The 13,198-nt window shown below is 56.3% G+C and carries 13 protein-coding genes; 12 read left to right on the plus strand and 1 reads right to left on the minus strand.

The window, feature by feature from the left end; translation table 11 throughout:
- The first annotated feature begins 27 nt into the window (after nucleotides 1-27).
- From DA718_RS25015 to cutD, 5 genes are read left to right on the plus strand one after another with little or no spacing between them, the layout of a single operon-like run.
- Complete coding sequence (locus DA718_RS25015) at nucleotides 28-1,635, plus strand: acetaldehyde dehydrogenase (acetylating) (RefSeq protein WP_112215165.1); 1,608 nt, start codon at nucleotides 28-30, stop codon at nucleotides 1,633-1,635.
- Nucleotides 1,636-1,661: 26 nt separating this feature from the next.
- Nucleotides 1,662-1,919 (plus strand): EutN/CcmL family microcompartment protein, encoded by a 258-nt coding sequence (locus DA718_RS25020; protein WP_112215166.1) that lies wholly within the window; start codon nucleotides 1,662-1,664, stop codon nucleotides 1,917-1,919.
- 15 nt (nucleotides 1,920-1,934) lie between these two features.
- Nucleotides 1,935-3,089 (plus strand): 1-propanol dehydrogenase PduQ, encoded by a 1,155-nt coding sequence (locus DA718_RS25025; protein ID WP_112215167.1) that lies wholly within the window; start codon nucleotides 1,935-1,937, stop codon nucleotides 3,087-3,089.
- Nucleotides 3,090-3,114: 25 nt separating this feature from the next.
- Nucleotides 3,115-6,501: a choline trimethylamine-lyase gene (cutC, locus tag DA718_RS25030; protein ID WP_112215168.1), complete on the plus strand. Its 3,387-nt coding sequence runs from the start codon at nucleotides 3,115-3,117 to the stop codon at nucleotides 6,499-6,501.
- A gap of 57 nt (nucleotides 6,502-6,558) precedes the next feature.
- Entirely contained in the window at nucleotides 6,559-7,506 is a 948-nt protein-coding gene (gene cutD, locus DA718_RS25035) for a choline TMA-lyase-activating enzyme (RefSeq protein ID WP_112215169.1), read from the plus strand.
- Between the two features lie 195 nt (nucleotides 7,507-7,701).
- Here the strand turns inward: cutD and DA718_RS25040 are convergent, their stop codons facing one another.
- On the minus strand, nucleotides 7,702-8,682 hold the full coding sequence (locus DA718_RS25040; RefSeq protein ID WP_016947617.1) for an IS5-like element ISKpn26 family transposase: 981 nt from the start codon (nucleotides 8,680-8,682) through the stop codon (nucleotides 7,702-7,704).
- Nucleotides 8,683-8,735: 53 nt separating this feature from the next.
- On the opposite strand from DA718_RS25040, the gene DA718_RS25045 reads away from it, so the two are divergent.
- From DA718_RS25045 to tnaA, 7 genes are all read left to right on the plus strand, one after another.
- A complete protein-coding gene (locus tag DA718_RS25045) occupies nucleotides 8,736-9,176 on the plus strand; it encodes a BMC domain-containing protein (RefSeq protein ID WP_227015964.1) in 441 nt (146 codons plus the stop codon).
- On the plus strand, nucleotides 9,173-9,793 hold the full coding sequence (locus tag DA718_RS25050) for a phosphate propanoyltransferase (protein WP_112217334.1): 621 nt from the start codon (nucleotides 9,173-9,175) through the stop codon (nucleotides 9,791-9,793). Before DA718_RS25045 ends, DA718_RS25050 begins: the two co-directional genes overlap by 4 nt.
- Before the next feature lie 12 nt (nucleotides 9,794-9,805).
- Nucleotides 9,806-10,492, plus strand: coding sequence for a hypothetical protein (locus DA718_RS25055; protein WP_112217333.1), 687 nt, complete (start codon nucleotides 9,806-9,808; stop codon nucleotides 10,490-10,492).
- A gap of 19 nt (nucleotides 10,493-10,511) precedes the next feature.
- Nucleotides 10,512-10,925: a DMT family transporter gene (locus tag DA718_RS25060; protein WP_112217332.1), complete on the plus strand. Its 414-nt coding sequence runs from the start codon at nucleotides 10,512-10,514 to the stop codon at nucleotides 10,923-10,925.
- A gap of 17 nt (nucleotides 10,926-10,942) precedes the next feature.
- Entirely contained in the window at nucleotides 10,943-11,272 is a 330-nt protein-coding gene (locus DA718_RS25065; RefSeq protein WP_102804055.1) for a DMT family transporter, read from the plus strand.
- 249 nt (nucleotides 11,273-11,521) lie between these two features.
- Complete coding sequence (gene tnaC, locus DA718_RS25070; protein WP_004098218.1) at nucleotides 11,522-11,617, plus strand: tryptophanase leader peptide; 96 nt, start codon at nucleotides 11,522-11,524, stop codon at nucleotides 11,615-11,617.
- A 123-nt stretch (nucleotides 11,618-11,740) separates the two neighbouring features.
- Entirely contained in the window at nucleotides 11,741-13,129 is a 1,389-nt protein-coding gene (gene tnaA / locus DA718_RS25075) for a tryptophanase (protein WP_112217331.1), read from the plus strand.
- Nucleotides 13,130-13,198: the final 69 nt, after the last annotated feature.

Consider the following 13,198-nt stretch of genomic DNA (forward strand, 5'->3'; position numbering starts at 1 on the left):
TCTTTTAGTCTGATGAAGGATAGACTCATGATTGAACTGGATAACGATTTGCAGTCCCGGCAAAACGCCCGGGAGCTGGTGCGCAATGCCAAAAAGGCGCAGGCGATTCTGGCCACCTTTTCGCAGCAGCAAATCGACGCCATCGTGAAGAACGTGGCCCAGGAAGCGGCGCATCATGCCGAAGCACTGGCAAAAATGGCCGCGGAAGAAACCGGTTTTGGCAACTGGCAGGACAAAGTGCTGAAGAACCGTTTCGCCTCGCTGCGCGTTTACGACGCCATCAAAGATATGAAGACCGTCGGCATCATTCATGACGATCAGGTGCAAAAGGTGATGGACGTGGGCGTGCCGCTGGGGGTGATTTGTGCGCTTGTGCCGTCCACCAACCCGACATCCACTGTTATCTACAAAACGCTGATCGCCCTGAAAGCCGGTAACGCGATTATCTTCTCGCCGCATCCGGGCGCACGCCAGTGCAGCTGGAAAGCGATTGAAATCGTTAAACGCGCAGCCGAAGCGGCAGGCGCCCCGGCAGGTAGCGTCGACGCTATTAGTCAACTGACCCTCGAAGCCACTTCAGAACTGATGCACAGCAAAGACGTGTCGCTGATTCTGGCCACCGGCGGTGAAGGCATGGTACGCGCAGCCTACGCCTCCGGCACACCGACCATCAGCGGTGGTCCGGGTAACGGCCCGGCGTTTATCGAACGCAGCGCTGATATTCACCATGCGGTGAAAGATATCATTACCAGCAAAACCTTCGATAACGGCGTGATCTGCGCCTCCGAGCAGTCAATCATCGTCGAACGCTGCATTTACGACGACGTTCACCGCGAACTGGAAGCCCAGGGCGCGTACTTTATGAACGAAAGCGAAGCGGCGAAAATGGCGGCCCTGCTGCTGCGCCCGAACGGCGCGATCAACCCGAAAACGGTCGGCAAAACCGCGCTGTATCTGAGCCAGATGGCCGGGTTCTGCGTTCCGGCCAGCACCCGCGTGCTGATTGCCGAACAGACCACGGTATCGCACTCCAACCCCTATTCGCGGGAAAAACTGTGCCCGGTCCTCGGCCTGTACGTGGAAGAAGACTGGAAAGCAGCCTGTCACCGCGTGGTGGAATTGCTGACCAACGAAGGCCTCGGCCACACGCTGGTGATCCACACCCGCAACCAGGACGTTATCCGCCAGTTCTGCCTCGAAAAACCGGTCAACCGCATTCTGATCAACACCCCGGCGGCGCTGGGTGGAATCGGTGCGACCACCAATATCACCCCGGCCCTGACTCTGGGCTGCGGCGCGGTAGGCGGCGGTTCCAGCTCCGACAACGTCGGACCGATGAACCTGCTCAACATCCGCAAAGTGGGCTACGGCGTACGCTCCATTGATGAACTGCGCGCCCCGAGCAGCCGCCCGGAACCGCAGCCCACCATCGTCAGTCCGGCGGATAACCCGAACCGCAGCATCTTTGATGACGATCGCTTTAACTCCCCGGCAGCTGTAGCGCCAGTGGCTCACGCCACCAGCAGCGCGGATGACCGTTTTGCTACCGCAGCGACCGCTGGCGCAGAAAGCGAGATCAACGAGCAAAACGTGGAGCGCGTCATCCGCCAGGTGCTGGAGCGCCTCGGTAAGTAACACATTGATATAAGGCGATAAAAACAATGATTCTCGCAAAGGTAGTTGGACATGTCGTCGCCACGCAGAAGTGCGATGAGCTACGGGGAAGCAACCTGCTGCTTATCACCAAATTAGATGATGACCAGCAGCCGATGAAAGACCAGACCTGGGTTGCCGTGGATAGCGTTGGTGCCGGTATGCACGACATCGTGCTGGCGGAAGAGTATCTGGCGCTCAACAAAGACCGCTACAAGGCCATGTCGGTGGTCGCCATTGTCGAGAACGTGTTTCGGGACGCTTAAGGAGTCAATAACCCAATGAGTGAATTTTTGCTGAAACCCCGGATCCGCTTTGGTCAGGACGCGCTTTCCATCCTGAACGAGCTGCCCGCCCGCAACGTGCTGCTGGTCACCGACCAGGCGATGGTCAAATTTGGCCTCGCCTCCCGCGTCACGCAGATCTTGCGCTCGCGCGGCATCGCTTTCCAGGTCTGGGACGACGTGGCCGCCGACCCGGATATCGCCACCGTGGTGCGCGGGATGAAACGGATGGATAACAGCTATCCGGATTTGGTTATCGCGCTGGGCGGCGGTTCGGTGATTGATGCAGCCAAAGCGGTTATTTTCGCCCTGGCGCAAACCCGTCCGGACGCTCACCGCGAGCCGCCTTGCTTCGTGGCGATCCCCACCACCAGCGGCACAGGTTCGGAAGTTACCGCCTTTTCGGTGGTGAAGGCCCACGCCGAGAAACTGGTGCTGGTGGACCCGTCGTTGCTGCCGGATATCGCCATTCTCGACCCGGCGCTGGTGGCTTCGGTGCCGCCCGCAATCACCGCCGATACCGGAATGGACGTGCTGTGCCATGCGCTGGAGGCCTATGTCTCCCGCGCCGCCAGCGACTTTTCCGATGCGCTGGCAGAGAAAGTGGTGCAGCAGGTGTTTCGCTACCTGCCGACCTGCTGGCGCAACGGTCATGATCTGCTGGCACGGGAAAAAATGCACAACGCCTCCTGCATGGCGGGCATGGCCTTCACCAACGCGTCACTCGGCATCACCCACAGCCTGGCCCACGCGCTCGGCGGCGTGTTTCGCGTCCCCCACGGTCGCGCCAACGCGTTGCTGATGGCGGACGTGGTGGCCTGGAATGCTGATTATCAAGGGCTGTGCGATACCGATGCGGCCCGCAAATACGCCCGTTTAGCCCATCTGCTGGACCTGCCTGCGACCACGACCCGCCAGGGCGTCGCCAGCCTGCTGGTCGCCATTCAGGCGCTAAAAGACGAAATGACTATGCCGGCCGGCATTGGTGATACCGGCGTCGATGCCGGTGATTTCGAACAGCGGCTGGCAGAGATGGTCGGCCAGGCGCTACGCGACAGCTGTACCCCGACGAACCCACGCGCGCCGGACGCTCACGCATTAACCGAACTCTATCGCCGGGCGTGGACCGGTAACGCCGTTCAGGGCCACTGATAACAAGATTTGGAGAACCTTACCCATGGCACACTACAGCTTAACGCCGCGCGTCAAAGTGTTGGCAGAACGTTTACTCTCACAAAAAAGCACCCTGTGCACCGAACATGCCACCACGCTGAGCGCCCTTGATGGTGATATCGCGGGCATTCCCGCCGCCGTCAAACCGGCGCGCCGTTTCTATGAGCTGATGCGCCAGCTGCCGCTGTGCATCAGCGCCGACGAACTGATCGTCGGTAACCAGACCCGCAAGCCGCACGGGGCAATTTTCCACGACGAAAGCGCCGCCCGCCGCCCGTCCGCCTTCCAGTTCCTCAACCTGAACAGCGACCTCGATTCGCCGGACTACAAGCTGGTGGTCGAAAAAGGCGTGCTGGCGATTAAACACCAACTGGAAGAGAAAACCCGCGCGCTGGGCAGCGCCGTCAGCCGCAGCGGCATGGACGAAGTTAACGGATGTCGTGCAGCGATTTACGCCTGCGATGCCCTGATGGCGCTGGCGCAAAACCTGGCTAATAGCGCAGAACAACTGGCCGCCGCGGAAACCAACGCTTACCGCAAGGCTGAGTTGTTAGAGAGCGCCGCTATTCTGCACCACGTTCCGGCCCATCCGGCGCGCAGCTTTAAAGAAGCCTGCCAGGCGTTCTACCTGTTCCAGCTGGCGCTGCAGCTGGACAACGGCAGCTACGCCGTCAACCCGGAAGGGGCCGATAAAGCCCTGCTGCCTTACTACCAGCACGATATCAACAGCGGCGCGCTGTCTCAGCAGCAGGCGTATGAAATCGTCGAGTCTTTATGGTTCAAACTGGCTGAACTCAGTGAAGTCCGCTCCGCCTGCGCTATCGACGGCTACCCGATGTTCGATGCCATGCTGCACGGCGCAAGCCTTGAGAATGCGCGCATCAACGAACTCTCTGACATGTTCCTCAGCGCCCAGCAAAACCTCAGCGCTCTGCATCTGCCGGTACGTTTGTTCAAGGGTGTACAGCACATTTCTGTCACCCCGTTTGCCGCCACCAGCGAGACGCCAGCAGCGGAAGGTTTAACACCGCGTATGCAGCGCCTGCGCAATCACTACCTCACCGTGCGTCCGAGCGTCTCTATCTACCGCGCGCTGGCCTTTACCGAAGTGGTGAAAGCCAATCCGGGGATGCCGACCATTCTGCTGCGCGCCAAAGCCTTCCGCCACGCCTGCGAAACCGCGCCGATTCTGATTCAGGACGATGAGCTGATCGTCGGCCATCCGTGCGGCAAACCGCGTGCGGGCGCGTTCTCGCCGGATATCGCCTGGCGCTGGGTCCGCGACGAGCTCGACACCATGAGCACCCGTCCACAGGATCCGTTTGAGATTAGCGAAGAAGATAAAAAGACCATCCGCGAAGAGATCGTGCCGTTCTGGGAAGGCCGCTCGCTGGATGAGATCTGTGAAGCGCAGTACCGTGAAGCGGGCGTGTGGGCGTTCAGCGGCGAAACCTTCGTCAGCGACCTCTCCTATCATCAGATCAACGGCGGTGGCGATACCTGCCCGGGCTACGACGTGCTGCTGTTCACCAAAGGGATGAACGGCATTAAAGCCGACGCCGAAGCGCATCTCGCCAACCTGAGCATGGAAAATCCGGAAGATATCGACCGTATTTACTACTACAAAGCGGCGATTGAAACCTGCGAAGGGGTGATTAACTACTCTCACCGCATCGCTGCGCGCGCCCGTGAACTGGCAGCCATCGAGCAGAACGCCCAGCGTCGCGCCGAGCTGCTGACCATCGCCGAAGTGAACCAGAACGTCCCGGCTAACCCGCCGAAAACGCTGCAGGAAGCACTGCAAAGCATCTGGACCGTGGAATCACTGTTTGAAATCGAAGAGAACCAGACCGGCCTGTCGCTCGGCCGCGTCGACCAGTACTGCTACCCGATGTTCGAAGCCGATATCCGCGAAGGCCGCCTGACTCACGATAGCGCGCTGGAGATGATGCAGGCGTTTATCATCAAGTGCGCCGAGCTGATGTGGATGTCCAGCGAGCTGGGGGCGAAATATTTTGCCGGTTATCAGCCGTTTATCAACCTGACCGTCGGCGGCCAAAAACGTTCCGGCGGCGATGCCTGTAACGATCTGACCTATCTGATTATGGACGCCGTGCGCTTTGTGAAGGTTTACCAGCCGTCGCTGGCTTGCCGTATTCACAACCAGTCGCCGCAGAAGTACATGGAAAAAATCGTCGATGTGGTGAAAGCGGGTATGGGCTTCCCGGCCTGTCACTTCGATGACTCGCATATCAAGATGATGCTGCGCAAAGGCTTTGATTTCGAAGATGCCCGCGACTACTGCCTGATGGGTTGCGTGGAACCGCAGAAATCCGGCCGCATCTACCAGTGGACATCAACCGGTTACACCCAGTGGCCGATCGCCATCGAGTTCGTCTTAAACCGTGGTCGCATGGTGTTGTTTGATAGCTATCAGGGGCTGGATACCGGCGACCTGCGCGACCTGCGCACCTTCGAGGAATTCGACGCGGCGGTGAAACAGCAGATTGCCCATATTGTTCGCCTGTCGGCTATCGGTACGGTCATCAGCCAACGTGTACACCGCGACGTCGCGCCGAAGCCGCTAATGTCGTTGCTGGTTGAAGGCTGCATGGAAAAAGGCAAAGACGTGGCTGCCGGTGGCGCGATGGTCAACCACGGTCCGGGGCTAATCTTCTCCGGTCTGGCGACCTACGTCGACTCCCTCGCCGCGATCCGCAAGCTGGTGTATGAAGATAAAAAATACACCCTTGAGCAGATGCGTGACGCGATGCTGGCCAACTTCGAAGGCTTTGAAGGCCTGCGCCGCGACTGCCTGAACGCGCCCAAGTACGGTAACGACGATAACTACGTAGACCAGTACGCGCTGGATATCACCGAGTGGACCGAGCGCGAGTGCCGTAAATACCAGATGCTCTACTCCACATTAAGCCACGGCACCTTGTCTATCTCCAACAATACGCCAATTGGCGAGCTGACCAACGCCACGCCAAACGGCCGCCTGGCGTGGATGCCGCTCTCCGATGGTATCAGCCCGACTCAGGGCGCAGATAAGCAGGGTCCGACGGCGATCATCAAGTCAGTGAGCAAAATGAACGTCGAAACCATGAACATCGGCATGGTGCACAATTTCAAGTTCCTCAAAGGGCTGCTGGACACTCCAGAAGGACGCCATGGCTTGATTACTCTGCTGCGCACCGCGTCGATTCTTGGCAACGGCCAGATGCAGTTCAGCTATGTCGATAACGAAGTGCTGAAAAAAGCGCAGCAGGAACCGGAAAAATACCGTGACCTGATCGTCCGCGTGGCGGGCTATAGCGCCTACTTCGTGGAACTGTGCAAAGAAGTTCAGGACGAGATTATCAGCCGTACGGTGATTGAGAAGTTCTGATAAAAAACACGGACGTATTTGGACACGGATGTCCCGATCGTATTTCTGGAGGTAAATGTGAGCGCAAAACAAGAATTAACCGGGCGAATTTTCAATATTCAGAAATATTCGATTTATGACGGTGATGGAATTCGCACGCTGGTTTTTTTTAAAGGCTGCAATATACGCTGCCCGTGGTGCGCTAACCCGGAAGGGCTCAATAGCCAGTTTCAGGTGATGTTTTCGCAGGATAAATGTATTAACTGCGGCGACTGCGTCAACGTCTGCCCGGCAGGTATTCACTATCGGGCAGAAGAGAATGGCGAAATGAAGCACTTCGTCAACCGCAATAAAGACTGTATTGGCTGTCGTAAGTGCGAAGAAATTTGCACCCAGAGCGCGCTGGATATTATGGGCAAAGATGTCACCGTCAGCGAACTGATGGAGATAATCATGCAGGATTATGATTTTTATATCGCTTCCGGCGGCGGCGTCACCATTGGCGGTGGCGAGATGAGCCTGCAAACCGATTTTGCCGTCGCCTTATTTAGCGAATGCAAAAAGATGATGCTCAATACCGCCGTGGAAACTCAGGGCACCACCCCGCTTGCTAATTATCAAAAGCTGGCGCCGGTAACCGATACCTTCCTGTTCGATATTAAGCAAATTAATAGTGAGCACCATAAAGCCTTATTTGGCATTGGCAACGAAGGGATTCGCCGCAATCTGGAATGGTTGGTTGATTCGGGCGCTAACGTGATTGTGCGGATGCCTTTGGTGCGCGGCTATAACGACTCATTCGATGCGATTACCGGGGCCATTGATTATGTGCAAAAACTGGCAAAGCGCGGCAATATCCGCCGCATCGACATGCTGCCGTACCACCAGCTCGGGCGCAAAAAATATGAGCGCCTGGAGATGCCCTATCCCATTACCCAGGACCCGACTTATTCCGCCGATGAGTTAAACCGGCTGGAAACGTTCTTCACGCAGTTTGATTTTGATATTCGCTTAGTTCGTCACTAAAGGAGCCGATAATGAAAAGTTTAGGCGTAATTGAAACGCGAGGGTTAGGGAAGGTGCGAATAAGCAGGTCATTTCTTCCCAAGCTGACTCGCTGATTAAAATTTCGCGGATCTGGGCCGATTTTTTTCCCGCAAACACATCGAATCAGCCTATTTAGGCTATTTTTTCCACCATTTCTGGCGTTATTTCCGGTTTTTACTGAGATCTCTCCCACTGACGTATCATTTGGTCCACCCGAAACAGGTTGGCCAGGGTGAATAACATCGCCAGTTGGTTATCGTTTTTCAGCAGCCCCTTGTATCTGGCTTTCACGAAGCCGAACTGCCGCTTGATGATGCGAAACGGGTGCTCCACCCTGGCACGGATGCTGGCTTTCATGTATTCGATGTTGATGGCCGTTTTGTTCTTGCGCGGATGCTGCTTCAAGGTTTTTACCCTGCCGGGACGCTCGGCGATCAGCCAGTCCACATCCACCTCGGCCAGCTCCTCGCGCTGTGGCGCTCCTTGGTAGCCGGCATCGGCTGAGACAAATTGCTCCTCTCCATGAAGCAGATTACCCAGCTGATTGAGGTCATGCTCGTTGGCCGCGGTGGTGACCAGGCTGTGGGTCAGGCCACTCTTGGCATCGACACCAATGTGGGCCTTCATGCCAAAGTGCCACTGATTGCCTTTCTTGGTCTGATGCATCTCCGGATCGCGTTGCTGCTCATTGTTCTTGGTAGAGCTGGGTGCCTCAATGATGGTGGCATCCACCAAAGTGCCTTGGGTCATCATGACGCCTGCTTCGGCCAGCCAGCGATTGATGGTCTTGAACAATTGACGGGCCAGTTGATGCTGCTCGAGCAGGTGGCGGAAATTCATGATGGTGGTGCGATCCGGCAGGGCGCTATCCAGGGATAATCGGGCAAACAGGCGCATGGAGGCGATTTCGTACAGGGCATCTTCCATGGCACCGTCGCTCAGGTTGTACCAATGCTGCATGCAGTGAATACGCAGCATGGTCTCCAGCGGATAGGGCCGTCGGCCATTGCCCGCCTTGGGATAAAACGGCTCGATGACAGCGGTCATATTCTGCCATGGCAGAATCTGCTCCATGCGGGAGAGGAAAATCTCTTTTCGGGTCTGACGGCGCTTAGTGCTGAATTCACTATCGGCGAAGGTGAGTTGATGGCTCATGATGTCCCTCTGGGATGCGCTCCGGATGAATATGATGATCTCATATCAGGAACTTGTTCGCACCTTCCTTAGTTGCCGCCGTTCAGGCCGTGGACGCCGCCTGTAAAAGCGCAGGCGTGACCTGCATCGGCTACCGCAAGGTCGGTTCAGGGCTGGTGAGCGTCTGCTTTGAAGGGGAAATCAGCGCGATTCACACCGCCATCGAGCGCGGCGTGGCCGTCGCTATCGCTATCGATCCGCAGGCCCGCTCGCTGGTGATCGCCCGCCCTGAGCGCAGCGTGGTCGAAGCCCTGAGCAGTTTAAAAGGCCACCCGCCGCGCGCTGAGGTCAAAGTCGGCGCACCGGCTGAAATTAAAGATGAAGTCGGAGCTGACGAGCCGCTCCCGACGGAAAAAAAGGACGCGGAAGAACCCGTCGCCCCGCCCACAGCGCAGGCCGCACCGGTCCCGTCGGAAGATAAAAGCCCGGCGATGAGGAAAGGGAAGAAGGCATGATTGATACTCTGCTACATGAAAAAATCGCCGCCCGCCTGAGCCATGTTTCTCCGGCTATCCCGGTCGGCATTTCTAACCGCCATGTGCATCTGGCGCAGCAGGACGTCGAAGCCCTGTTCGGCAAGGGTTATGTCCTGACGCCGTTTAAGCCGTTGCGTCAGCCGGGGCAATTCGCCGCCCAGGAGTGCGTCACCGTGGTCGGTCCGAAAGGCTCGCTGACCAACGTTCGCGTCCTCGGCCCGACACGTCCGGTTTCGCAGCTGGAAATCTCCCGTGCCGACTGCTTTACCCTCGGCGTCAAAGCGCCGGTGCGCGAATCCGGCCAACTGGAGAACGCGGGCAGTGCGCTGCTGATAGGCCCTGCTGGCCACGTTGAACTTCGCTCTCAGGTGATCTGCGCCTGGCGGCATATTCATATGTCACCGCAGGACGCCCGCCAGTTGAACGTCGCTAACGGTCAAAAGGTTAGCGTGCGCAGCGACGGCGAGCGCCAGCTGACTTTCGATGAAGTGGTGGTGCGGGTGCGCGAAGACTTTGCGCTGGAATTTCATATTGATACCGAAGAGGCCAACGCCGCCGGATTGAAAAACGGCGCGCAGGTCACGCTCATCGGGTAACGGAGGCTCGCCATGACCGACGAACAGATTGAATGCCTCGTTGAACGCATTATCCAGCGCCTGAAACCGCCGGTACTGGTAATGGTGACCGCCGCGACGGGATATCGGCATGCCATTCGCCAGCGGCTGGCTGGCTGCGGCGAAAGTCTGCATCTTGCGCTGGATAGCGGGATTGACGACGGCGAGCAGTGGCAGGCTCTCGGTAAAACGCTGCCTGCGGCCGACTGGCAAGATACGCTGCATTTGGTCCCGTACAAAGCGCTGCTGTTGCCGTTTCTCGATTATCCGCTGGCAGCAGATCTGGTGAATGGCTCCCTACACAGTCCGCTTGCCCGGCGCGTACATGACGCCCTGCTGAGCGGCCTGCCGGTGCTGGCGCTACGCTATCACTGCGACCCTGGCAGCGAACTGAACCAGCTGCTGGGCGCGCAGCCGGATACCGCTTACGCCGGGCATATGCAGGCCACGCTGGCCCGCCTGGCGGACTGCGGCGTCACGCTGTGTACCATGAATGAGCTGCTGGAAAGACTGGCGTCAGGTTGCGAAGCAGCACCGGTTCTGACGAGTACTACGCGGCGTTATCTCACTGTCACAGACGTGGTGAATAATCCGGCGCTGGCCTGCGCACCCGAAGCTCAGCTGACCGATGCCGCTATCGATTTTTTAAAAAACAGAAAAAAAGAACCTTACCTTAAATAGTAAACCCGGAGTTTAACTTATGTCTTCAAAAACAAAGTGTTGGCTATGGATGTTGTTGGTTATTGTTTCCGAAACCTCAGCCACGTCCACGCTCAAAATGTTCGGTAGCAGCGAAGGTACCACCAAAATACTGCTGCTCGGACTGCTGATTGTTCTCTATTGCACCTGCTACTACTCGCTGTCACGGGCGGTCAAAGATATCCCTGTTGGCCTGGCCTACGCCACCTGGTCCGGCACCGGCATTCTGGTCGTCTCCACCCTGGGTATGGCTTTCTACGGTCAGCATCCGGACACCGCCGCCATTATCGGCATGGCAATCATCGCCAGCGGCATTGTGATCATGAACCTGTTTTCCAAAATGGGCAGCGAAGAGAGCGCGGAAGCGCCTGCAGAGCTGGTCGCTTCATCTATGGACAAAAAAGTCGCCAACTAACAGGAAAGGAAAAGCATATGTTTAATCTCGGATTTTTATGGCTGGCGCTGTCTATCGGCTCCGAAATTACCGGTACGTCGATGATCAAAAAGACTAACGGCTTTAGCAAACTAGCCCCGTCAGTATTGGTGATTTGCGCCTATGGGCTATGCTATTTCGCCCTCACCCGTGCGATGAGCACTATTCCGGTGGGCGTTGCCTACTCGCTGTGGTGCGGCTTTGGCATCGTCGGCGTCACGATTTGCTCAATGATCCTCTATAAACAAAAACCGGATATCCCGGCAATCCTCGCCATGGTGCTGATTATTTCCGGCGGCATCATTATGAACGTCTTCTCCAGTATGTAAGCCCCGCTAGCGCCTTCATTTATTGCTATGAAGGCGCTAAAAACCGCAATAAATAAGCCGTTTCTGCCGCAATAAAAAAACAAAAAAACATTGCCAGCTAATCAAATAATCAATAACGCTAAAAATACGACAAGCGTCAAGTTTTTATACTCTGCTTCTCCATAAATAATTTTTTGTGATTTCAATCGTGGTTATTTTCTCATTTTACCCTATTTTTATCACACACCTTCACCTACAGAGGACGATGTAATGACGCAAAAATCGATTTATCGCCTCATTGCCCAGGGCGGCCTGGACGACTGGTATAATCTCGATCACCGTATCTCCAACGACTTCCCGCGTTAATTCTCCGCTGCTGTTCACTTTATAAAAAAATTAAATCAATACTGCGTTGAGTCGCTATTTGTTGCGCCTGTTATTTATCGCCAAATAGCTAAACGCGGCACAGCATCCCCATGGAGAAAATAAATGAAACGTATCCCTGAGCCGTTCCGTATTAAAATGGTCGAAAATATTCGCATGACCACCTTTGATGATCGCGTCAAAGCCCTGGAAGAAGCGGGATATAACCCGTTTTTACTCAATAGCCAGGACGTTTATATCGACCTGCTGACCGACTCCGGTACCGGAGCAATGAGCGACCATCAGTGGGCTGGCCTGATGATGGGCGACGAGGCTTATGCCGGGTCGCGCAACTATCAGCACCTGTGTGAAAAGGTCAAAGAGATCATTGGCTATCCGTATACCATTCCGACCCACCAGGGGCGCGGCGCGGAGCAGATTTTATTCCCGAGCCTGATTGCCCGCCGCAAGTCGGCGCATCCGGTATTTATTTCTAACTTCCACTTCGACACCACCGCCGCCCACGTTGAACTCAACGGCGCAAAAGCGATTAACGTGGTGACGCCAAAAGCCTTCGATACCACCTCATGGTACGACTGGAAAGGCAACTTTGATATTGATTTGCTGAAAGCAACCATTGCCGAGCACGGCGCGGAAAACGTCGCGGCGATTATTACTACCGTTACCTGTAATAGCTCCGGCGGTCAGCCGGTGTCGCTGGCCAATATGCGCGAGGTGTACCAGATTGCCCGCCAGAATAATATTCCAGTGGTTATCGACTCCGCTCGCTTCTGCGAAAATGCCTGGTTTATCAAACAGCGTGAAGAGGGCTACGCCGATAAATCGGTGAAAGAGATTATTCTCGAGATGTACAAATACGGCGATATGCTGACCATGTCCGCTAAGAAAGACCCGATGGTCAATATTGGCGGGCTGTGCTGCTTCCGCGATGATGAAGACTTATTTAACGAAGTGCGCATCCGCTGCGTACCGATGGAAGGCTTCGTCACCTACGGCGGCCTGGCAGGACGCGATATGGAAGCGCTGGCTATTGGTCTGGAAGAAGGGACCAACGAAGATTACCTCGCTTATCGCATCAATCAGGTGGAATACCTCGGCGAGCGCCTGCGCGAAGGCGGCATTCCGATTCAGTATCCGACCGGCGGCCATGCGGTATTCGTCGACGCCAAACTGCTGCTGCCGCATATCCCAGCCGAGCAGTTCCCGGCCCACGCGCTGAATAACGAGCTGTACCTGGAAGCGGGTATCCGTAGCGTGGAAATCGGCTCTCTTCTGCTGGGCCGCGACCCGGAAACCGGCAAGCAGAAAGCGTCGCCGATGGAGCTGCTGCGCCTGACTATTCCGCGCCGCGTTTATACCAACGATCATATGGACTATATCGCTGATGCGCTGATTGCCGTTAAGTCCCGCGCCGCATCAATTAAGGGCCTGACCTTTACCTATGAACCGCCGGTACTGCGCCACTTCGTCGCCAGACTGAAACCGGTGAAATAACCCAAGCCCTCGGCGCTCTCGCAACGGGAGCGCCTTAAACTTCAAATAACGACTAATTAGCTCAATCAC

It is taken from the genome of Klebsiella huaxiensis (assembly GCF_003261575.2).
Lineage (GTDB): Bacteria > Pseudomonadota > Gammaproteobacteria > Enterobacterales > Enterobacteriaceae > Klebsiella > Klebsiella huaxiensis.